This is a genomic window from Maritimibacter dapengensis (assembly GCF_019218265.1).
GTDB classification, from domain to species: Bacteria; Pseudomonadota; Alphaproteobacteria; order Rhodobacterales; family Rhodobacteraceae; genus Maritimibacter; species Maritimibacter dapengensis.
The window spans coordinates 742090-763351 of sequence record NZ_JAHUZE010000001.1 but is presented as its reverse complement, the minus strand read 5'-3'; the positions used below and the strand labels follow the sequence as shown (position 1 = coordinate 763351).

Genomic DNA, 21262 nt, shown 5'->3' with positions numbered 1-21262 from the left:
CCCAAATCCGCTGCGACCGCTTTTCACTCCTCACCTCACAGCTTATACACGGTGGACATAACGCCCCGCCCGACAAGGGGAACAGGTTCGAGGACTGTATGACCAAGAAAACCCATGACAGCGACGTGGCCTTCATCAAGGCGCTGGCCGAGCTTCTTCAGGAGAACGACCTGACCGAGGTCGAGGTGGACCGCGAATACGGCGAAAGCGACAGGCTAAATGTTCGGGTGAGCCGAGGCAGCACCATGGCCGCGCCCATCCAATACGCCGCCCCCGCACCCGCAGCACCCGCGGCCCCGTCTGCCCCTGCCGCGGCGCCTGCAGCGCCTGCCGCGTCCGGTGGCGACGCCGACGACCCCGCGTCGCATCCCGGTGCGGTAACCTCGCCGATGGTCGGAACCGTTTATCTTCAGCCCGAACCCGGAACCCCTGCTTTCGTCAAGACGGGTGACAAGGTAGCGGAGGGCGACACCCTGCTCATCGTCGAGGCGATGAAGACGATGAACCAGATCCCGGCACCACGGGCCGGCACGGTCAAACGCATCCTCGTCGAAGACGGTTCGCCCGTCGAATTCGGCGCGCCGTTGATGATCATCGAATAGGCGCGGGGTAGCGATGTTCGACAAGATCCTGATCGCGAACCGGGGCGAGATTGCCCTCCGCGTGATCCGCGCCGCCCGGGAAATGGGTATTGCGACCGTAGCCGTTCATTCCACAGCGGACGCGGATGCGATGCATGTGCGCATGGCGGACGAAAGCGTCTGTATCGGGCCGCCTTCGGGGACCCAGAGCTATCTGCATATTCCGTCGATCATCGCGGCCTGCGAAGTCACGGGCGCGCAGGCGATCCATCCCGGATACGGCTTTCTGTCCGAGAACGCCAATTTCGTGCAGATCGTCGAGGATCATGACCTGACCTTCATCGGTCCCTCCGCAGAACACATCCGCCAGATGGGCGACAAGATCACGGCCAAGGAGACCGCGGAAAAGCTGGGCATCCCGGTCGTTCCAGGCTCACCCGGCGGTGTGCCCGACCTCGAGACCGCGCGAAAACTGGCTGCCGAGATGGGCTATCCCGTAATCATCAAGGCGACGGCCGGTGGTGGTGGACGCGGCATGAAAGTCGCGGAATCCGAGGCCAAGCTGGACAACGCCTTTCGCACCGCCCGGTCCGAGGCGAAGGCCGCTTTCGGCAACGATGAAGTCTATATGGAGAAATACCTCCAGAAGCCGCGCCACATCGAAGTTCAGGTGTTCGGCGACGGAAAGGGCGGCGGCGTTCATCTGGCCGAGCGCGATTGTTCGCTCCAGCGCCGTCACCAGAAGGTCTTCGAAGAAGCGCCCGGCCCTGCGATCTCACCCGAAGAACGCGCGCGGATCGGTGGAATTTGCGCGAAGGCAATCGCCGAAATGGGCTATTCAGGCGCCGGCACGATCGAATTTCTCTACGAAGACGGCGAGTTCTTTTTCATCGAAATGAACACCAGGCTTCAGGTCGAGCACCCCGTGACCGAGGGTATCTTCGGCGTCGATCTGGTGCGGGAACAGATAAGAGTCGCCGAAGGCCTTGGTCTGTCGTTTACGCAGGACGATCTCGCGGTGAACGGCCACGCGATCGAAATCCGCATCAACGCCGAGAAACTTCCGAATTTCTCGCCGAGTCCGGGACGGATCACGCAGTATCACGCGCCCGGCGGGCTTGGCGTACGGATGGACAGTGCGCTCTATGACGGCTACTCGATCCCGCCATATTACGACAGCTTGATCGGCAAGCTGATCGTGCATGGACGCGACAGACCCGAAGCGCTCGCGCGCCTCTCCCGCGCACTCGGCGAACTCGTGGTCGACGGTATCGACACCACGATCCCCCTGTTCCACGCACTTCTCCAAGAAGAAGACATTCTTGCAGGCAATTACGATATCCACTGGCTTGAAGGCTGGTTGGCGCAGAACCTGAGCGGCTGAACGCGTGAAGGACGAGAGCTTCAGACTGTCACCGGAGCTCCTCCTGAACGCCTACGCTCAGGGCATCTTTCCGATGGCCGAAGACGCGACCGACAGCGCCGTGTTCTGGGTCGATCCAAAGTTTCGCGGGCTACTTCCGCTCGACGGGTTTCACCTGTCCCGATCTCTCGCGAAGACGATCCGCCGCGCACGGTTTCGTATCAGCCTCGACGAAGACTTCGAGGGGGTCGTGAACGGCTGCGCGGACCGTTCCGAGACCTGGATCAACCCGCCGATCCGCGAAGGTTATGCCGCGCTCTTCGCAGCCGGACATGCCCATTCGCTGGAGCTCTGGGAAGGTGCGGAGCTTGTCGGCGGCGTTTACGGCGTCACCTTGGGGCGTGCGTTCTTTGGCGAAAGCATGTTCTCACAACGGCGCGATGCCTCGAAGATCGCACTAGCGACGATGGTCGTTCATCTGGCCCAGACCGGCTTCACATTGTTCGATACGCAGTTCCTCACCGGGCATCTGGCGTCTCTTGGCGCAATCGAAATTCCCCGAGCGCAATACCATCGCATGCTGGAACAGGCCCTGGCGCACGGACAGGCCGACATCCTGTCCCGGCCGCTCCCGGACGCTCATTCAGTCGTGCACCGAATTACCCAGACGTCGAAACGCGAGTGATCGAGCGCAGACAGCGCCGGAGACGACGCGACCATCCACCCGTCGAACAACGTTTCCTCCTCGTTTCCGTTTCGGATCACGAGATGTGCGAACGCATCGCCTTGCGGGTTGTCGCTCGGATACCGGCATTCGGCCATGGTCACCTGTAACCAACCCAACTCACCGGTTTGCCCGGTGGTCAATTGCAGGTCGATCGGCGTGCCCGCCAGCTTGTCGAGGCCGCGAAGCACGGCGCCCGTGCCCTTAGTGACCTCTGGGCCTTTCTGCACGGTCGTCACCGTTTCACCCTCGCCGGACCTGAGCGGCAGGTTAGGCTCTTGCGGGTCTTGCCCGAGAATGAGCGGATTGCCGTATTCGTCGAACGGCGCGTCTTCATCGAAAACCTGGTCCTCGGGGATATCCCCCGGGCCCTCGATCACGTCGAGCGGCTCGAACTGCTGGTTTTCGTCCTGAGCAAAAACCGGCGTAGAGGCCAGCGCGGCAAGCGTGGCGAGAAAAACTCCGAACCGCATCGTCACCGCCTTCCGTTCAGCGCCTGAAGCAACAGATCTATCAGGTTGGTTTCAGGAACCATCGTGCGGAACCGACCACCGGGTTCGAGCGGGAACGACGACGACCCGGGAATGATTTCCACAAAACGTCCACCGAGCAGGCCCTCCGACGCAACGACAGCCACGCTGTCTTCCGGGAAGTCATAGGCGCCGTCCAAAGCGAGTTCCGTCTCTGCCGCGAATGTTTCGGGGTTCAATTCCAGCCAACCCACCTGCCCGATCGTGATGCCCGAAACACGCACGTCAGTGCCGGTGCGAACACCCTGGGCTTCGACCAGTGATACGCGATAATTGCGCACCCCGTCCGCCGCGCCGAACGCGCCCACAAGGCCCATCGCATAGGTGAGAAACCCAAGCGCGACGGCAAGCACGACAGCGCCCGTGGCCACGTCGGCCCATTCGTTCCTCTGGATCACCATGCCGGACCCCCGCGCTGTGTGCCTATTCCGGCTGCCACGCCTCGTAGTCCGAGCGTTCAACCGGCTTCTCGCGGCGGATCGACCCCGGCGGCACATAGGCGAGCGCAGTGCCGGTCAGATTGTCGACATGCGGCTTTTCCCAATCCTTATGGGGCAGCGGGGCTTCGGCCGGGTTGTCGTCAAAGGTGCGATGCAGCCAGCCATGCCAATCCGGCGCAATGCGGCTCGCTTCGGGTTCGCCCGCATAACAGACCCAGCGTTTGCTGTCGTCCTTGTTGCGGTAGAACACGTTGCCCTGCTCGTCTTCGCCCACCTTCACGCCCTTGCGCCAGGTGTAGATGCGGGTGCCGAGTGTTTCATCGTGCCACCAAGTGATGAGGGACAGGATCGAGCGCATGAGAACCTCCGAATACGTCCCTCCTCATATGGCGCAATCACGGGGCGAGGTCCAGCCCCGGTGCCTGCGGTCGGCAAGGATCAGGGGCGTCTCGCGGTGACTTCGATCTCGATTTTCATTTCCGGGCGCATCAGGCCCGCCTGCACCATCGTCGCGGCGGGCCTCGCGGTCGCGAAGGCTTCCGACAGGATTGGCCAGCAAGGCTCGAAATCCGAAGCGTCCGGCAGGATGTACCTGACCTGCACGACATCATCGAGCGTTGCGCCCGCCTCCGACAAGGCGCTTCGGATCGTGGCGATCGCGTTGGCGCATTGCTCGGCGACGCTGACCGGCATCGACATGGTTTCATAGTCGTAGCCCGTGGTGCCCGCGACGAAGACCCAGCCATCCACCACGATAGCGCGGGAATAGCCGATCTGCGCCTCGAACGGCGATCCTGAACTGATGCGTTTGCGGTCCACGCCCTGACGTTCCTCTTGCACACGTCCCGACTTTACGCCGGCCCATCAAAAAGAAAAGCCACCTCGGACGGTGGCTTTTCTGGACTTGGAATGTGCGGCTCGGCTCAGCCGGCGCTGGCGCCTTCTTTCTTGCCGGTGTCCTCGGCATAGATGATGAGCGGCTTGGCATCCGAATTCGCAGCCTCTTCGTTCACCACGACCTCATCCACGTTTTCCAGCGCGGGCAATTCGAACATCGTATCCAGCAAGATGTCTTCCAGGATGGAGCGCAGACCACGCGCGCCGGTCTTCCGTTCGATCGCCTTCTCGGCGATTGCCGCCAGCGCATCTTCCGTAAAGGTCAGCGTCGCATCCTCAAGCTCGAACAAACGTTGGTACTGTTTGACCAGCGCGTTTTTCGGCTGGGTCAGGATCGTGACCAGCGCCTCGGAATCCAGATCCTCGAGCGTTGCGATCACAGGCAGACGGCCCACGAATTCGGGAATCAGGCCGAACTTCAACAAATCCTCGGGCTCGAGTTCCTTGAACAACTCGCCCACCTTGCGTTTCTCGTCGTCCTTGACATCGGCGCCGAAACCAATGGCCGACCCCTTGCCGCGCTGCGCGATGATCCGGTCGAGACCGGCAAACGCGCCGCCGCAGATGAACAGGATGTTCGTCGTATCGACCTGCAGGAATTCCTGCTGCGGATGTTTCCGCCCGCCCTGCGGCGGAACCGAAGCGACAGTTCCCTCCATGATCTTCAAAAGCGCCTGTTGCACACCCTCGCCCGAAACGTCGCGGGTGATTGACGGGTTGTCGGACTTGCGGGTGATTTTGTCGACTTCGTCGATATAGACGATGCCACGCTGTGCGCGTTCCACGTTGTATTCCGAAGACTGAAGCAGCTTCAGAATGATGTTCTCCACGTCCTCGCCCACGTAACCCGCTTCGGTCAGCGTCGTGGCGTCTGCCATGGTGAAGGGCACGTCCAGAATGCGCGCGAGCGTTTGGGCCAAGAGCGTCTTGCCGCAACCTGTTGGCCCGATCAGCAGGATGTTCGACTTCGCAAGTTCGATGTCGTCACCCGCCTGGGCCGCGTGGTTCAGCCGCTTGTAATGGTTGTGAACCGCAACCGAGAGCACCCGCTTGGCATGGGCCTGCCCGATCACGTAGTCGTCCAGCACGCCGCAGATTTCCTGCGGTGTCGGAACGCCGTCGGTGGACTTGAGCCCGGACCCCTTGGTCTCTTCCCGAATGATGTCCATGCAAAGTTCGACGCATTCATCGCAAATGAACACGGTCGGACCTGCGATCAGCTTTCGCACCTCGTGCTGGCTCTTTCCGCAAAAAGAGCAGTAGAGGGTGTTCTTGCTGTCGCCGCCGGAGGAATTCGTCGCCATATCGTCCTATCCAGGGCCCTTGCCCTGCCTGTTTGCGCCCAGTTCAGGGCAAGTCCATCCGTTGTTCGCCCAAGTCTAGGGCAGCCGCAACGACCCCGCAATGCGATTTTATTCACGTTTCGCGGGGTCGGATCGGCCTTATTCTTCCGGCATCGCCTCGCGGCTGTCGACGATTTCGTCGATCAGGCCCCACTCCTTGGCCTGTTCGGGATCCATGAAGTTGTCACGTTCCAGCGCGTCCTGCACGGCCTTGAGCTTCTGCCCTGTGTGCTTGACGTAGATCTGGTTCAACCGATCCTTGAGCTTCTGCGTTTCCTGCGCATGGATCATGATGTCGGTCGCCTGACCCTGATAGCCGCCCGAGGGCTGGTGCACCATGATCCGGCTGTTGGGCAGGGAGAACCGCATACCCGCCTCGCCCGCGGTCAGGAGGAGCGACCCCATCGAGGCCGCCTGCCCCATCACGAGGGTCGAGACCTTGGGCCGGATGTATTGCATCGTGTCGTAGATCGACAGGCCGCTCGTCACCACGCCGCCGGGGCTGTTGATGTACATCGCGATCTCTTTCGACGGGTTTTCCGCTTCTAGAAACAGAAGCTGCGCGCAGATCAGCGAAGACATGCCGTCGTGCACCGGCCCGTTCAGAAAGATGATCCGCTCCTTGAGAAGGCGCGAGAAGATGTCATAGGCCCGTTCGCCCCGGCTGGTCTGCTCGACGACCATTGGGACGAGGGTGTTCATATAGGTGTCGATGGGATCTTTCATATTCGCGCCTGCCTCTGTCAGTCCGGGCCCCGGACGGGACCTCTCCATACGCGGGCCGGACGGCCCATGTGCAGAATCCTAATGCTCCGTTCGGGGGGCTTCAAGGTACCCCCGGCGATTGTCCGCGAACCTCAGGGAAATCAGTAAACAATTCGCTAAGTGTTGCGACCGCCGCATCGGGCATTCAGGCCTTGACGCTGAATTTCTCGACGAGCCCCTCGAGCATCTCGAGACATGCGACGAGTTGATCCGCCGCGACGAACTCATCCGGCTTGTGTGCCTGCTCGATCGAACCGGGGCCGCAGATGACGACATTCATCCCGAGCCCCTGAAAGAGCCCCGCTTCCGTGCCGAACGCGACCAGTCCGGCTGTGTTCGCCCCGGTCAGTTCCGCAACCAGGTCGCGCGCCGCGTTTTCATCCATCGGCTCCAGACCCGGCACCTCGCCGACCACTTCGGTTTCGATGGCGGCTTCCGGGTGGACCGCCTGCATTTCGGGCAACAACACATCGCCCGCGAACATGGCCATCTCGGAGGTCACGAATTCGAAATCCCTCTCCTGCACCGGACGAAATTCCCATTCGACCTCGGCCTTGCCGACGATGACGTTATGGGCAACGCCGCCATGCACGCCTCCGATGTTGATCGTGGTCCAAGGGGGTTCGAATCCGGACAACGCCGGTGCCCGGGTCTTCAGCTCTTCCCGCAGTTCCATGAGCCGCCCGACATAGCGCACGGCATATTCCGCCGCGTTCACCCCGAGATCGGGCGCCGACCCGTGGCCTTCCAGCCCGTGAAACCGCGTCGTGTACTCACAACACCCCTTGTGCCCCTCGATGATCCGCATCTCGGTCGGCTCTCCGATGATCGCCATGGCGGGCCGAAGTTCGCGGTCGGTGATCGCCTTCACGAGTTCCGCGGCACCGAGACACCCGACCTCCTCATCATGCGTGAACGCGAAATGTATCGGACGGGTCAACTCAGCATCTGCGAGCTTTGGCGCGAGCGTCAGGCAACAGGCGATGAACCCTTTCATATCGCATGTGCCGCGCCCGAAGAGCAATCCATCGGCCTCTCGCAACTCGAACGGGTCCGAGGTCCAGTCCTGATCCGCCACCGGCACGACATCCGTATGCCCGGACAAGACGACGCCCGCATCACCTTCGGGTCCGAACGTCGCGAAAAGATTGGCTTTTCCACCCTCCGCACTCGGCAGAACCTCCACCCGGGCACCAACGCCCTGCAGGTAATCCGCGATCCAGTCGATGAGGTCACGATTCGGATCGGCCGAAACCGTCGGAAAGGCTATGAGCCGTGCAAGAATGTCTCGTGTGGAATAGAAATCGGCCATGCGTGAGACCCTGCCACGGGCCTCACGCTTTTGCCAGAGCGACCGGAAACGGCTTGGCTCAGAAGTTGAAGTCTCCGAAGTTCAGATCGCCCCACATGTTGAGCACGATGATCTGACCAGTCAGGCCCGCCTCGTTCATCGCTCCAAGATCGACACGCGCGTGATTGGTGGTGCCGACCCGCGAGATGGCGTTATTGATCTCGAGCGCCGTCAGGGTCGCGGCGCCAGCGATCGTGATCTTGTCGACGCCATCCTCGAAGTCGAGGATCCGATCCGTCCCCTGATCGACGATGTTGTAATAAAACTGGTCTGCACCGGCATCGCCGCGCAAACGGTCATTGCCCGCCTGGCCGAGCAAATAATCGTTGTCCGCGCCGCCGACGAGAAAATCGTTGTTATTACCACCATACAGGATATCTGCGCCGTCTTGGCCCAGGAGGCGATCGTTGCCTTCGTCTCCATAGAGCGAGTCGTTTCCTCCCGCCCCACGCAGATCATCATCCTGGGTGCCGCCGAACAAAAATTCGTTCCCTGATCCTCCTACGAGAAGGTCTTCGCCTTGATCCCCATAGAGCGCATTGCCGCCCGTGCCACCGAACAATCTGTCGTTTCCACTTCCTCCGTAGAGCACATCGCCGCCTGCGTTGCCGCGTAAGACATCGTTGCCTCCATCGCCGTAGAGCACGTCGCCCACGGCACCACTGATCAATGTGTCGTTTCCAGCCTGACCGCGCGCTGTTCCGCCTCCGGCTACGATGATCGTGTCATGCCCGGTGCCGCCATAGGCCATTACCCCGCCTGCGGAATCCCGGATGATGTCATTCCCGCCGCGCCCGAAAATATGATCCAACCCGTCGCCGCCTTCGAACATATCCGCGGCGTTGGAGCCATACGCGCTGTCATCATCGCCACCGAGATCGATTTCGCCGGTCGTCCGGCCGGCGCGCACGCCGACGTAAAGGTCTGCGCCGTTGCCCAACGAAACGTCTCCGTCGATGACGCCGGCATTGACGACCCGCTGGTCATCCGACGTGCCAAAAACGGCGTCGGTGCCCGACCCCCTTATTTCGACCCTACCGGAATTGAAAATCGAGGCGTTGTCCCCAAGATAGACTCCATAAGTGCGCCCGATGACCGTTCCGTGGTTTTCGAGATGGCTGCCAGTGCCCCCGAGGGTCACGCCAATGTTCGTCGCGATGGTAGCCGATACACCCCGGATCACGCCGGTATTGTGCACCGCGGCTGCGTTCAAAGCGTATACCCCAAGGGCGGCTTCGATGACGCCGCTATTCACGACCGAATTCGACAAAGTCGCGCCGGTTAGGTAAACGCCATAAGCAGCCGCTGTGATTTCGCCCTCGTTGACAATGGTCCCGTTGTCGACAGAGCTGAACGCGATGCCATATCCGGTCGCGTTCGTGGCCGTAATGCTGCCACTCGCCTCAAGTCGGACATTCGTTCCGTCGGCCCCTGCCGAAACCAGAACCCCTTGGTCAGAGACCGTTTCCCCGCCCAACAGAATGTCACCCGGCGCCCCACTTGCCTGGATGGTCCAACCTGCACCGACGACGGTCTGCTGTCCCGGCAATTGTTCGATGAAGAACGGGTCGGGACCCGCGTAGTTGATGGCCGTGTCGGTCAATCTGAAAAATTCATATGCCATTAATAACTCCCCTGGGCGTTTCGCCCATCACGTCTGTCACAAAAAAAATTGTCTCGGCGGCCCTCCTCGACTGCCGATGCGATCAGACTACCACATCAGTGACCGGCAAAGTCCGGGGAATTTTTTGACATGGCCAAACTGGCGCAACTCCGCTGCCAACCCGCAGGTTCAGCCTTCGGCCTCCTCGCGCGCCGTGACGAGCACGCCGTCGCCGACCCGGTCCGAAGGATGCGTGATGACGACCGCTCCTTCCAATAGCCCGCCTGTCACCTGCGCGACGTCAGGGTTACGCCGCCCGACTTCCAGCCTGGCGAGTCTTGCGGTGTCGCCCTCGACGACGAACACCGCCCAGTCCCCGCCATCGCGAAACAGCGCCGATATAGGAACCTGAAGCGTGTCCTCGGCCGCCCATTCGACCACCCGCGCATAGACTCGGAAGTTGTGCCCGAGCGGCGGCACCTCCTGCCCCTCCGCAAATTCCAGGATCACGCGCACACGCTGCTCCTCGATGCCCAGCGCCGAAACCTTGGTGAAAGCCGCAGGTTCGATTTCGCGAACAACGGCCTCGAGCGCCCGCGCACCGCCCCAGCGTTCGATATGGGCAGGTGCACCGGGGGCGAGCCGCACCGCATCCGTCGACAAAAGCTCGACGACGATTTCCAGGTCTTCCGTGGGACCGATCGACAAGAGTGTCGTTCCCGCCTGCACCGGACGCGCCGACACCGAAGCCACCGACAAAACGGTGCCAGAGACAGGCGCCTTGATCTCGATGCAGCATTCGCCATCGCCATTGCGTTCCCTTTGGCCCGGTTCGATCAGCACCGCCTTCGCGGCTGTCAGTTCGCTCGCACGCATCTCTTCGGTGGCATGCGCACTGTCCAACTGCGCGGCGGCCACGTTCAGGGCGGTCTCGGCCTGCTCCAACTGCGCATCCGGAGCGGTGCCGCGCCCGTGGAGATCGAAGACCCGATTGAGATTGCGTTGAGCATTGTTCAGATCCGCCTCGGCACTTGCCGTCTGCGCTCTCGACAGGGCGAGCGCCGCTTCGGCCTGTGCCACGGATGCTTCGGCCTGTGCGCGCGCCCGCTCATCCAGAAACGCCGGCTCCCCCGGCTCGATCCGCGCCACGACCGTTTCGCCCTGCACCACCCGTTGCCCGACCGCAACCGGTGCACGCAAGACCTTGCCCGCTACCGGAGCGGCCACCTCGTACACATCGCGGACCTCGGTGCGCCCGTCTGCGTTCACCGTGACCTCCATCGGCCCCGAGCCCACCGTCGTCATGTCGACCGGAATCACTTCCGGCTGGATCGACACCCAGACCGCGCCCCCGATGGCGGCAAGCGCCACTGTGCCGATCACGAAAGTTCTGAGTTTCATGGGGTCACTCCCTTGTTTTCATCACGGCGACTAGATCCATTCGGTCGATCCGCCGCCTGACGATAAGCGCCGAGACGATGGTGGCCCCCGCCACCACGCCAGCCGCGCGCCAATATGTGGTTTCCGTCACGATAAGGGGCAGCGCGTAGAGGTCGGACTTGAAACTCTCGACCATGCCCGCCGCCATACCGTATCCCATGACCAACCCGACCGGGATCGCCACGAGCGTCAGAATGAACAATTCGCCCAGCAGGATGTAACTCACCTCGCCTTTCGTGAAGCCGAGTATCCGCAAGCTCGCCAACTCACGCGCGCGTTCCGAAAGCTGGATCCGGGCCGAGTTGTAAACCACACCGATCGCGATCAGTGCCGCCATCAGCGTATAGATCGTCAGGGTGATTCCGGCACTTTCGGCAATCGTCTCGTCGAAGCCCCGCCGCACCTCGCTCATATAGGTAATGCCCGAAATCGCCGGGCTGGCTTTGACCGCATCGAACAGCGCATCCTCATAGGCCGTGTCGATGATCACGTTCGCCAATTGCAGCGTCGGGGTCTTTCCCAGCATCGCCGCAACGGTATCGAGCTCCATGTAGGCCGACAGGCCGAAGAACTGCGCGACGGTCCCGGTCAGCGTGACGAGGTAGACCTCGTCACCTTCTTGCAGGAATTCCACCTCGATGACGTCGCCGACCTCGGCCTCCAGATGATTTGCGAGCCGCTTTGCAAGGACGATACCGTTCTCAGGGCGAACCTCGACGCGGTTGTCGCCGTCATAAACCCTCACGAGATCGTTCTCCGGGCGCGCCGCTTCTATCCCGATCGTGCGCGAGCGATGACCATGGGTCAGCCTTGCCGCCACCGAGAGTGCACCTTCAGCCTTGAGAACGCCGGGCAGATCCTCCACCGCGTCCAGCACCGCTTCGGGCCGTTCGATTGCGAATTCAAGGATCGCATCCTGTCGGTTCGCCTGAACGAAGGCGACGTCCAGAAGCTCGTCGAAACTGTCGAACATGAACAGGCCCGCGACGATGATCGACGCGGATGTGGCGATGCCGAGACAGGTGAGCGCAGCGCGCAGCGGCCACCGCCCGATGGCGCGCAGGATCATCATGGTCGGTTGTTCGGGCTTGAGCACCCGGATCAGCCGGTCCAGGAGCCCGCGTCGGAACCGGGTCGGCGCGGGCGGGCTCATAGCGACGGCCGGTGACAATCCGGCCACGCGCCGAACCGCGAGCAGCGCCCCGGCAAACGCCGCAAAAAGCCCTGCGGCCGCCCCGATCACATAGACGGAAGGACGTTGTGCGAAGATCAGATAGGGGAAGTGGAAATACTCGACATAGACCGACGCCATCGCTTGCGACGCAGCCAGACCCAGGAGCCAGCCGATCACGACACCAATCGCCCCGATCCCGAGACTGAGCTTCATGTAATGCGCGGCGATCTCGAAGGTCGAATAGCCCAGTGCTTTGAGCAGCCCGATCTGCTCGCGCTCGAGCTGGATCATGCGACCCAGGACCATGTTCACCAGAAACGCGCTCACGATCAGGAAGATCGGCGGCACGATCCGCGCCATAACGTCGAGTTGTTCGAGTTCACCGTCGAGAAACGCGTTCGAAACCTGCTGTTCCCGGTCGTACGGGCCCGTGCCTCCATAAGGTTCGAGCAGCTTTTCCAACTCGTCCTTCACCGGAGCGAGGTCCGTGCCCCGCGTCACCGATAACGTGACCGAATTGAACGCACCCGACAGGTTGAACGCCGCCGCCAAAACATCTTCCGACATCCACAGGATCCCGAAGCGTTCGTCATCCGGCATGATCGAACCGGGCCCGATGGTGTAAATGAACTCCGGGCTGAGCGCGACGCCAACGATCTGCACATCCCGCTTCTGGCCGTTCAGCGTAACCGCAAAGCGGTCCCCCGGCGCAAAATCGTGTGCCAGCGCAAAAGCCTCGTTCACCAGCACTTCATCTCGTTGCCCGAAACCCGGCATACGGCCATCCTTCAGGATCAGCGCGTTCATCTGAGGTTCGCCGCTTTCTGGGATCGACAGGATCTGCGCCATCGCCGGGTCGTTCATGTCCGGCAGGTCCATCACCGCGAACTGGCTGATCCGCGCCTCGACGCGGGCGACACCAGGTATCGCCGCGATTTCTTCGACCAGTGATTTGGGCGCACGGCTCGCCGACGACCAAACGTCTGCGAACCGTGCGCGTTCATAGAACGTGTCGCGGGTCTCCGAGAGCGACAACTGCGTACCGAATGCCATGACCATGATCATGACGCCGACCGAAAGAACCGCGGCGATAGCTAGCGCCTGCGCCCACAGGCGTTTGATGTCGCGGATCAGTTTCTTGTCGAGCGCACGCATCGCTACCACTCGATCTCGGACGGCGCGATCCGGCTGTCATTCGTGACGACCTCGGCGATGTTGCCGTCCGCGAAATGGATAACGCGATGCGCCATGGCCCGGATGCCGGCATTGTGGGTGATCACGATGGTCGATGTGCCCAGATCCTCGTTGATCTTCTCAAGCGCATCGAGCACCTGCACACCAGTGTTCGAGTCGAGCGCCCCGGTCGGCTCATCGCAAAGCAACACCTCGGGTCGCTTCGCAATGGCCCGGGCAATGGCGACCCTCTGCTGTTCGCCACCCGACATTTCGGCGGGAAAGTGGTCGAGCCGATGGTTCAGTCCGACCCGCTCCAAAGCCTCTTCCGGCCGCATCGGGTTCTGCGAAATCTCGGTGACGAGCGCCACGTTCTCACGCGCCGTCAGGCTAGGCACAAGATTGTAGAACTGGAAAACGAACCCGACATGCTCGCGCCGGAACCGCGTCAGATCCCGCTCGCGCATCGCGGTCAATTCGTCATCGCGAAACCACGCCTGTCCTGCCGTCGCGCTGTCCAGACCGCCAAGGATGTTCAGAAGCGTCGACTTCCCGGAACCGGACGCGCCCAGCAGCACGGTAAATTCACCGGCGAACAATTCCGCATCCACGCCGCGCAGGGCATGAACCTCCACCTCCCCGGTCGTATAGACCTTGGTGATGCCCTTGGTATGGAAAACCATGTCCGCCATTTCTCGTCCCATGTTAGCAGATTAGTGCCCGCCGGGTTTGATCTGGTTCAATTCCGGGGGCTTAACCGCCACAATGACAGATATGACCTTGCGTCAACGAGGTAAATCCCGTGCTTCAGTCCGAGATCACTCCTGACGACCGAAGCGTCTCGCGCAGCCATGCGTCAATTGTCCGACGCCCTTCAAATCAGGCACAAAAACACAATCCCACCATCGGTTGCCGCAAGGGGGTTGCTCATCGGGCCGGTATCGGGACCAATGCGCGCGAACGACCACGCAGGAAACGGGAATGGCGACGTGCTGATCGAGAACCGGACTTTCGACGAACTGAACGTGGGCGACACGTCCGAGCTGCGCCGCTTCTGCACGCAGGACGACGCGCTCGCGTTCGCGAATGTTTCGGGCAACCACAACCCGATGCATATCTACGATGCCGATGGCGACGCTGACGGAATACTCGAAGCCATCATGCCGGGCATGTTCATCGGGTCTCTCGTCTCGGCCGTGCTTGGCAATGTCCTTCCGGGCGCCGGCACCTTGTATCGTGCGCAAAGCTTCGTATTCCACAACCGGGCCCATGCCGGCGAAGAACTCATCAGTCGCGTCACAGTCACCGAACTTCGGGAAAAGGACTTCACCGTCATTCTCGCCTGCGAAGTCCGGCGCCTGAGCGACGACGCCCTGATCCTATCGGGGGTCGCTGAAGTCGAGGCCCCGCGCCGCAAGGTCGCCTACAATTCCAAGGACCTCCCGGGCCTCGTCGTCCAACGTCATCGCCATTTCGAGAAGTTGCTCGCCAATGCACGCGACCTGCCACCGCTCAAGACTGCCGTGGTCTGCCCGGAAGAGGACAATTCCCTCGGCGGTGCGCTCATTGCTTACGAACACACGCTGATCGACCCGATCCTCGTCGGCGATGCGACGAAGATCACGGCAACGGCCAAAGAAATGGGCGTCGACCTCGGCGACATCGAGATCATCGACATCCCCTCGCACCGCGACGCGGCCTACAAATCCGTGGCGCTCGTGAACGAAGGACGCGCCGAAGCCCTGATGAAGGGCCACCTGCACACGGACCAGATACTTCGCCCGGCGCTCGACAAGGTTAGCGGCCTGCGCGCCGGACGCCGCTTCACCCATGTCTTCGTCATGGACGTGCCCGGACTGGACCACCCGCTTCTCGTAACGGATGCGGCGATCAACATCGCGCCAGACCTCAAGACCAAGGTGGACATCGTACAGAACGCGATCGACGTCGCGCGCTCGATCGGCATCGAAGAACCCAAGGTCGGCGTCCTCTCGGCGGTCGAAACGGTGAACACCGACATTCCGTCCTCGCTCGACGCCGCGCTCCTGTCGAAGATGGCCGAACGTGGACAGATCACGGGCGGACTGGTGGACGGGCCTCTCGCGATGGACAACGCAGTCGATATCGGCGCCGCGCGGACCAAGCACATCACGTCACCCGTGGCAGGCCACGCCGAAGTCCTGGTGGTTCCCAACATCGACGCGGGCAACATGCTCGCCAAGCAACTCGCCTATATCAGCCACGCCGAAAGCGCAGGACTGGTTCTGGGTGCCCGCGTGCCGATCATCCTCAACAGTCGTGCCGACGACGAGATGGCCCGCCTCGCCTCCTGCGCCGTGGCCGCGCTGCACCACGCCCGGCAATCCGGTCTGCGTCCGTGACCCACGTCCTGACGCTCAACGCCGGTTCGTCCTCGCTCAAGTCCGGGCTTTTTCTGACGGGGGACGAGCCGAACCTTGTCGCCGAGGGACATGTCGACCGCATCGGTAGTGGAGCGCGTCTGAGGTTGAGCGGACCCGATGGGGAAACACTCGTCGAAAGGGTTCTCGGAGCCGGCGATCACGAAAGCGCACTGAAAGCGGCTCTGGCCGGCTTCGACGCGCATTTTCCCGATTCCGAGATCACCGCCGTCGGCCACCGGGTCGTGCATGGTGGGATGGATTTCGCAGAGCCTGTCGAACTGTCCGACGCGATCCTCGCCAGACTAGAAGCGTTCGTTCCGTTCGCACCACTCCACCAGCCGCACAACCTCGCAGGCATCGCGGCCGCCAGAAACGCCTTCCCGGACGCGCGCCAGATCGCCTGTTTCGACACGGCCTTTCACCGCAACCATCCCTTCGTCAACGATGTCTTCGCGCTGCCCCGCGCCTATTACGACAAGGGCATCCGTCGATATGGCTTCCACGGGCTGAGCTACGATTACATCTCGTCCGCCCTCGCCCGCACCAACCCCGCGCTTCACGCAGGCCGCGTGATCGTCGCGCACCTTGGAAACGGCGCGTCCATGTGCGCGATGCGGGCCGGAAAATCCGTCGCCTCGTCAATGGGATTCTCGGCGCTCGACGGCCTGCCGATGGGAACACGCTCCGGCCAACTCGATCCCGGCGTCCTGCTCTACCTCCTTGAAAGCGAAGGTCTTTCCGCGCAGGAAATCTCGGACCTGCTCTACCGCAAGTCCGGTCTTCTCGGCCTGTCGGGTCTCTCGTCGGACATGCGCACCCTTCTGGCCTCCGACAGCGAGCGCGCCCGGGAGGCGATCGACTATTTCTGTTTCCGTATCCGGCGGGAACTCGGTGGCCTCGCTGCCGCGCTCGAAGGTCTCGACGCGCTCGTGTTCACGGGCGGGATCGGAGAAAACGCCGCCCCGATCCGTGCGCAGGTCTGCCGTGGTCTGGGCTGGCTTGGGATCGAACTGGACGAGGACAGGAACGATTCCGGTGAAACCGTCATCAGCGCGAACCGCTCCTCGACCCGCGTGCTGGTCATTCCGACCGACGAAGAAAGGGTCATCGCCCGCGCCACTGCGGCACTGGTGGCCTGACGCACGGCGCTTCTACTATCGCATCGACCCTGCGGGAGAATGCCAATGACCGACGTGACAGGAAGCTGCCTTTGCGGTGATGTAAGGATCAAGGCCGACGGCGCCCCGATAGACGTCGGCCTCTGCCATTGCCTCGATTGCCGAAAGCACCACGGTGCGCCTTTCTGGGCCGCGGCGATTTTCGCCCCGCAAACCGTCACGGTTACGGGGGAAACGCGATCTTACGCGGGCCGCCATTTCTGCCCACGCTGCGGATCGTCGGTATATGGCGAGAGCGATGGCGAAATCGAGATCCACCTCGGCATTCTCGATGAGCCTAACCAATTCGAACCGCGTTACGAGCTTTGGACGATCCGCCGTGAGACCTGGCTCGCGCCATTGCCGGACACCCGGCAATACGACCGCGACCGCACCTAACGCGCGATCTTGAGAACGCTGTTCGCTTCGGCCATCCGCCAATCCGAAGTTTCGCCATCCGGCCAGATCACCCGGATCTCGGGCTCTTGCGCTCCACCAAGACCGAAATGTTCATATCCCGCGTGACCACTCGCGTGACCGCCGCCGACCGTAACTTCCCGGGTCTGCACCCTATCCCCGATCCGCAGTTCGATGAAACTCCCGACCGCCCGCGGGTTCGCGCCATCGACTTCAAGCGACACCAGCAACCAATTGCCGCCCTCGGTCACGTTTTCAAAAATTTCCATCGGCGCGCGCCGGTTCACCACTGTCAGATCGAGCCGGCCGTCATTGTCCAGATCCACCAGCGCCCCGCCCCGGGACCGCGCCATCGACGCGACACCGGCCGCGACCGAGCGCTCCGAAAACGCACCCTCTGCATCTTGCACGAGAAGCGTGTTCGGGTCCTCCATCGCCGCCACCGGCATCTGCTCGACGTTTCCCTTGGCAACGAAGATGTCGTCGCGCCCATCGTTGTTCACGTCACCGAAGGCCGAATGCCACCCGGTCGAAGGTCTCCCATCGCTCCCGATATGGGGGCGATGCGCAGACGTGCCTCGCTCATAGGTCGCGTCCTCCCAGACCGGGCCACCCGCTTCGGGGTCGAAGACCTGGAACTTCTGATCGCCCATGGACGTGAGATAGACGTCCGGATATCCGTCGCCGGTCACATCGCGCGACGCGATCCCCATGCCCCACAGCGCATACTCCCGCCAGCCCTCGTCAGCCGTATACAGACGCGGCTCCGGGTCCATCGACCATAATTGTTCCTGCCCGCCCCGGACGTAGTAATGCCTGTCGTTGGAAACCCGCAGATCGGCCCGCCCGACCCGTTTCCAGTCCGAAAACAGCATCGACAGAGCGCAATAGCCCGGACGAAGTTCCTCTGGCGCCCGGTAGCGGGCACCGTCCGGTCGATAGAGCAACGTCGCATCACACGCTTCGAACGGCCCGTCGGGATCGTTTCGATCCACGTATGTCCCGAAAGCAAGCGTGGGGAGTGTCTCGCCTGCCTCCCACGTGGCGGAAAACGCCGTCGTCCACCGATTCCCGGAAACGAAACCAAGCTCTTCGGCAAACGGCTCGAACCGACAATCGCCCAAACCGCGCATCAGCGCATCAGGCCCGACGCGCAGAACGGCGAGGTCAAGCACCCCATCCCCGTCGATGTCGAGCGGATACGCACCTGTCACACCGATAAGACGCAACGCCTCGGGCGTCTGCGCCTCGAATGCGATAGAGGCCCCGGACCGGTTTCGGAACAAGGTTGCAGGGTTCTCGCCCCCGGCGGCATAGAGCTCCAGCAACTCGTCGCCATCGCAATCGAACGCCGCGACTCCTCCACCGACGAAATGCTCCCATCCCCCGTCATAGACATGCGGAGAAATCTCGACTGGCTCGAACAGCGGCTGGACGGGCTCCGCTACGGCCACCGAGGCAGCCAAGGCCGCGAAACCGACTGAGAAAGGAACCACGCTACGCAGCATCGACCGCACCTCTTTCCCGGATTTTCAGGATCGACACCATCTCGATCCCATGCGCCGCGGCCCCCTTGGCCCACATCGTCTCGTCCAGATTGCGCACGGTGATGCCCGGCAAGGGCGCGTCGACCTGCACGGTATTTCTTTGCAATGCGTCGAGCATCGCATCGGTATAAGGATTGTCGAACTTCGGGCGCGACCGGGCGAGCACGATGTGTTCCGGGTCGAAAAGGTTCACCAGACTCGCAAGCGCAACGCCAAGGATCTGCGACGCCCGTTCCAGAACCTCATGCGACAAAGCATCACCGCTTCGCGCCGCATCGAGAATGTCCTGAAGGCTCTTGTGCACGTCGCTTTGCCGCCCGACCGACGCGTCACGGATAAGCGCATATTCCCCGACATAGGCTTCGAGGCATCCGCGTTGTCCGCACTGGCATACCGCGCCTTCGAACTGGACCTTCACGTGCCCGAATTCCGCGCCGCATCCCCGCTCTCCCCGATAAAGCTCGCCACCCAGGACGATACCCATTCCAACGCCGTGCTCGATCGTGACCACGAGGAAATTCCTCAACCCACGCCCGGCCCCGAACAGATGCTCCGCCTTCGCGACGAGATTCGCATCGTTGTCCAGGAAAGTGGGACACGGCAGCACCTCCTGAAACAAGGGGCGGAAGTCGACATTGCGCTCCTCGACCGAGGACGACCAGTGCATGAATGCGCTGTCTGCGTGCATGAACCCCGGCAGGCCCAGCGCGATACCGGCGAGTATCCCCATATCGAGACCCGATTGCGCGCAGGCGAGTTCCACCGCGCGGCGCACTTCGTGCGTCAAGGCTCGGGCAGGCATGCAGGACTGTTTCAGCACATGAAGGTAGGTGCCGATCTCGCCGCCCTTGAAATCGACCAGCATCACGTGGATCGCACGACGCGCCACCTTGACGCCCGCGACAGCGAAAGCATCCGCATTGACCTCGAGCATCACACGAGGCCGGCCCCTTTGCACGCTTTCCGACGGAGCGGCTTTCACTTCACGGATCATCCCGGCGTCGAGCAACGCGCCACAGGCCGATGTCACCGTCGCCGGGCTGCTGTCCAGATCACGCGCGATGTCGGTGCGCGAAATGGCTCCCCCCGCCCGGATACACTGCAACACGCGCAGCCGCGTCGTATCACGGGCATCGAGGTCAAAAGCCTGTGCGCTCTGGGTGTCCATGAATCACCTGGCTCCATTCACATGCTTCGCTCTTAGCATTTTTTTAGCGGCTAAAGAAAAATTAATTTTACCGCTGAAATAATTGTGCATGATGGGGTGGTCAGCAGCGATTCGACGACAGGGTCGCGCTTGGACATGTGAACACATGGGAGGAACTTCATGAAACTCTTCGCAACAACCGCGATCGCTATGGTGCTCGGCACCGGTGCATTCGCTCAGACCGTCGGCGTCAGCTGGTCCAACTTCCAGGAAGAACGTTGGAAGACCGACGAGGCCGCCATTGTCGGTGCCCTCGAAGCGGCCGGCGCGGAATACATCTCCGCCGACGCGCAATCGTCCTCGTCCAAACAGCTCTCCGACGTGGAAAGCCTCATGGCGCAGGGCGTCGATGCGCTCATCATCCTCGCACAGGACACGCAGGCGATCATTCCCGCCGTCGAGGCTGCCGCGAACGAAGGCATCCCGGTCATCGCCTATGACCGACTGATCGAAGATGACCGCGCGTTCTATCTGACCTTTGACAACGTCGAAGTCGGCAGGATGCAGGCCCGTGCCGTGCTCGAAGCCCAGCCCACCGGCAACTACGTGATGATCAAGGGCTCGCCCACCGACCCGAACGCGGATTTCCTCCGCGGCGGCCAGCAGGAAGTGTTGCAGGAAGCGATCGACGCGGGCGACATCACGATCGTCGGCGAGCAATACACCGACGGCTGGGTTCCGGCCAATGCTCAGCGCAACATGGAACAGATCCTGACCGCCAATGACAACAACGTCGATGCGGTCGTGGCTTCGAACGACGGCACTGCGGGCGGCGCGGTCGCGGCACTTACCGCACAGGGCATGGAAGGTATCCCGGTGTCGGGTCAGGACGGCGACCATGCCGCGCTGAACCGCATCGCGCGCGGCACCCAGACCGTCTCGGTCTGGAAAGACGCCCGTGAACTCGGCAAACGTGCCGGGGAAATCGCGGTCGAACTGGCCGGAGGCGCGATGATGGGCGACATCGAAGGTGCCGAAGAATGGACCTCCCCCGCAGGAACGACGCTCACCGCGCAATTCCTCGAGCCGGTTCCGGTGACCGCCGAGAACCTGACGGTCGTGGTCGATGCCGGCTGGATCGAGCAGGACGCGCTCTGTCAGGGCGTCACCGACGGCCCCGCTCCCTGTAACTGATCCCAGCACTCACG

General features: G+C 62.1%; 20 protein-coding genes. 7 read left to right on the top strand and 13 right to left on the bottom strand.

The annotated features are described in order from the left end of the window. The first annotated feature begins 98 nt into the window (after positions 1–98). The 3 genes from accB to aat are packed head-to-tail and all read left to right on the top strand — an operon-like array spanning position 99 to position 2629. On the top strand, positions 99–602 hold the full coding sequence (accB, locus tag KJP28_RS03795; RefSeq protein WP_218390890.1) for an acetyl-CoA carboxylase biotin carboxyl carrier protein: 504 nt from the start codon (positions 99–101) through the stop codon (positions 600–602). Between the two features lie 13 nt (positions 603–615). Beyond that, positions 616–1965: an acetyl-CoA carboxylase biotin carboxylase subunit gene (gene accC, locus KJP28_RS03790; RefSeq protein ID WP_218390889.1), complete on the top strand. Its 1350-nt coding sequence runs from the start codon at positions 616–618 to the stop codon at positions 1963–1965. A gap of 4 nt (positions 1966–1969) precedes the next feature. Further along, positions 1970–2629, top strand: a complete 660-nt coding sequence (aat, locus tag KJP28_RS03785) for a leucyl/phenylalanyl-tRNA--protein transferase (RefSeq protein ID WP_218390888.1) — start codon at positions 1970–1972, stop codon at positions 2627–2629. Here aat and KJP28_RS03780 read toward each other — a convergent pair. The 11 genes from KJP28_RS03780 to KJP28_RS03730 form a co-directional block, all read right to left on the bottom strand. Then, positions 2584–3141, bottom strand: a complete 558-nt coding sequence (locus tag KJP28_RS03780; protein WP_218390887.1) for a DUF2155 domain-containing protein — start codon at positions 3139–3141, stop codon at positions 2584–2586. The two genes, aat and KJP28_RS03780, sit on opposite strands and share 46 nt — an antisense overlap. 2 nt (positions 3142–3143) lie before the next feature. Next, the gene (locus KJP28_RS03775; RefSeq protein WP_218390886.1) at positions 3144–3599 is read right to left on the bottom strand and encodes an MlaD family protein; all 456 of its coding nucleotides are present in this window, start codon (positions 3597–3599) and stop codon (positions 3144–3146) included. A 22-nt stretch (positions 3600–3621) separates the two neighbouring features. Further along, a complete protein-coding gene (locus tag KJP28_RS03770) occupies positions 3622–3996 on the bottom strand; it encodes an NADH:ubiquinone oxidoreductase subunit NDUFA12 (RefSeq protein ID WP_218390885.1) in 375 nt (124 codons plus the stop codon). An 80-nt stretch (positions 3997–4076) separates the two neighbouring features. Beyond that, complete coding sequence (locus KJP28_RS03765; RefSeq protein ID WP_218390884.1) at positions 4077–4457, bottom strand: RidA family protein; 381 nt, start codon at positions 4455–4457, stop codon at positions 4077–4079. A gap of 104 nt (positions 4458–4561) precedes the next feature. Beyond that, positions 4562–5839, bottom strand: a complete 1278-nt coding sequence (gene clpX, locus KJP28_RS03760; protein ID WP_218390883.1) for an ATP-dependent Clp protease ATP-binding subunit ClpX — start codon at positions 5837–5839, stop codon at positions 4562–4564. A 138-nt stretch (positions 5840–5977) separates the two neighbouring features. Beyond that, positions 5978–6604: an ATP-dependent Clp protease proteolytic subunit gene (locus tag KJP28_RS03755; protein ID WP_218390882.1), complete on the bottom strand. Its 627-nt coding sequence runs from the start codon at positions 6602–6604 to the stop codon at positions 5978–5980. A 184-nt stretch (positions 6605–6788) separates the two neighbouring features. After that, positions 6789–7955: an acetylornithine deacetylase gene (argE, locus tag KJP28_RS03750; protein ID WP_218390881.1), complete on the bottom strand. Its 1167-nt coding sequence runs from the start codon at positions 7953–7955 to the stop codon at positions 6789–6791. 58 nt (positions 7956–8013) lie between these two features. Beyond that, positions 8014–9618 (bottom strand): calcium-binding protein, encoded by a 1605-nt coding sequence (locus tag KJP28_RS03745; RefSeq protein ID WP_218390880.1) that lies wholly within the window; start codon positions 9616–9618, stop codon positions 8014–8016. Positions 9619–9786: 168 nt separating this feature from the next. Further along, positions 9787–10998, bottom strand: a complete 1212-nt coding sequence (locus KJP28_RS20055) for an efflux RND transporter periplasmic adaptor subunit (RefSeq protein WP_218390879.1) — start codon at positions 10996–10998, stop codon at positions 9787–9789. Positions 10999–11002: 4 nt separating this feature from the next. After that, entirely contained in the window at positions 11003–13366 is a 2364-nt protein-coding gene (locus tag KJP28_RS03735; protein WP_255552169.1) for an ABC transporter permease, read from the bottom strand. A 2-nt stretch (positions 13367–13368) separates the two neighbouring features. Next, the gene (locus KJP28_RS03730) at positions 13369–14076 is read right to left on the bottom strand and encodes an ABC transporter ATP-binding protein (RefSeq protein WP_218390877.1); all 708 of its coding nucleotides are present in this window, start codon (positions 14074–14076) and stop codon (positions 13369–13371) included. 297 nt (positions 14077–14373) lie between these two features. On the opposite strand from KJP28_RS03730, the gene KJP28_RS03725 reads away from it, so the two are divergent. The 3 genes from KJP28_RS03725 to KJP28_RS03715 are packed head-to-tail and all read left to right on the top strand — an operon-like array spanning position 14374 to position 17342. Beyond that, complete coding sequence (locus KJP28_RS03725; protein ID WP_218391687.1) at positions 14374–15765, top strand: bifunctional enoyl-CoA hydratase/phosphate acetyltransferase; 1392 nt, start codon at positions 14374–14376, stop codon at positions 15763–15765. Further along, positions 15762–16925: an acetate/propionate family kinase gene (locus KJP28_RS03720; RefSeq protein ID WP_218390876.1), complete on the top strand. Its 1164-nt coding sequence runs from the start codon at positions 15762–15764 to the stop codon at positions 16923–16925. Before KJP28_RS03725 ends, KJP28_RS03720 begins: the two co-directional genes overlap by 4 nt. A 45-nt stretch (positions 16926–16970) precedes the next feature. Beyond that, complete coding sequence (locus tag KJP28_RS03715; RefSeq protein ID WP_218390875.1) at positions 16971–17342, top strand: GFA family protein; 372 nt, start codon at positions 16971–16973, stop codon at positions 17340–17342. Here the strand turns inward: KJP28_RS03715 and KJP28_RS03710 are convergent. Further along, entirely contained in the window at positions 17339–18868 is a 1530-nt protein-coding gene (locus tag KJP28_RS03710) for a CRTAC1 family protein (protein ID WP_218390874.1), read from the bottom strand. The genes KJP28_RS03715 and KJP28_RS03710 overlap by 4 nt on opposite strands. Further along, positions 18858–20075 (bottom strand): ROK family transcriptional regulator, encoded by a 1218-nt coding sequence (locus KJP28_RS03705; protein ID WP_218390873.1) that lies wholly within the window; start codon positions 20073–20075, stop codon positions 18858–18860. The genes KJP28_RS03710 and KJP28_RS03705 overlap by 11 nt, the downstream gene beginning before the upstream one ends. A 159-nt stretch (positions 20076–20234) precedes the next feature. Here KJP28_RS03705 and xylF point away from each other — a divergent pair, with 159 nt between their 5' ends. After that, entirely contained in the window at positions 20235–21248 is a 1014-nt protein-coding gene (xylF, locus tag KJP28_RS03700; protein WP_218390872.1) for a D-xylose ABC transporter substrate-binding protein, read from the top strand. The last annotated feature ends 14 nt before the right edge of the window (positions 21249–21262 follow it).

Coding starts and splice junctions, on each gene's coding strand:
- accB (WP_218390890.1), top strand. CDS start 99: ATGACCAAGAAAACCCATGACAGCGACGTGGCCTTCATCAAGGCGCTG.
- accC (WP_218390889.1), top strand. CDS start 616: ATGTTCGACAAGATCCTGATCGCGAACCGGGGCGAGATTGCCCTCCGC.
- KJP28_RS03780 (WP_218390887.1), bottom strand. CDS start 3,141: ATGCGGTTCGGAGTTTTTCTCGCCACGCTTGCCGCGCTGGCCTCTACG.
- KJP28_RS03775 (WP_218390886.1), bottom strand. CDS start 3,599: ATGGTGATCCAGAGGAACGAATGGGCCGACGTGGCCACGGGCGCTGTC.
- KJP28_RS03770 (WP_218390885.1), bottom strand. CDS start 3,996: ATGCGCTCGATCCTGTCCCTCATCACTTGGTGGCACGATGAAACACTC.
- clpX (WP_218390883.1), bottom strand. CDS start 5,839: ATGGCGACGAATTCCTCCGGCGGCGACAGCAAGAACACCCTCTACTGC.
- KJP28_RS03755 (WP_218390882.1), bottom strand. CDS start 6,604: ATGAAAGATCCCATCGACACCTATATGAACACCCTCGTCCCAATGGTC.
- argE (WP_218390881.1), bottom strand. CDS start 7,955: ATGGCCGATTTCTATTCCACACGAGACATTCTTGCACGGCTCATAGCC.
- KJP28_RS03745 (WP_218390880.1), bottom strand. CDS start 9,618: ATGGCATATGAATTTTTCAGATTGACCGACACGGCCATCAACTACGCG.
- KJP28_RS20055 (WP_218390879.1), bottom strand. CDS start 10,998: ATGAAACTCAGAACTTTCGTGATCGGCACAGTGGCGCTTGCCGCCATC.
- KJP28_RS03735 (WP_255552169.1), bottom strand. CDS start 13,366: ATGCGTGCGCTCGACAAGAAACTGATCCGCGACATCAAACGCCTGTGG.
- KJP28_RS03730 (WP_218390877.1), bottom strand. CDS start 14,076: ATGGCGGACATGGTTTTCCATACCAAGGGCATCACCAAGGTCTATACG.
- KJP28_RS03715 (WP_218390875.1), top strand. CDS start 16,971: ATGACCGACGTGACAGGAAGCTGCCTTTGCGGTGATGTAAGGATCAAG.
- KJP28_RS03710 (WP_218390874.1), bottom strand. CDS start 18,868: ATGCTGCGTAGCGTGGTTCCTTTCTCAGTCGGTTTCGCGGCCTTGGCT.
- KJP28_RS03705 (WP_218390873.1), bottom strand. CDS start 20,075: ATGGACACCCAGAGCGCACAGGCTTTTGACCTCGATGCCCGTGATACG.
- xylF (WP_218390872.1), top strand. CDS start 20,235: ATGAAACTCTTCGCAACAACCGCGATCGCTATGGTGCTCGGCACCGGT.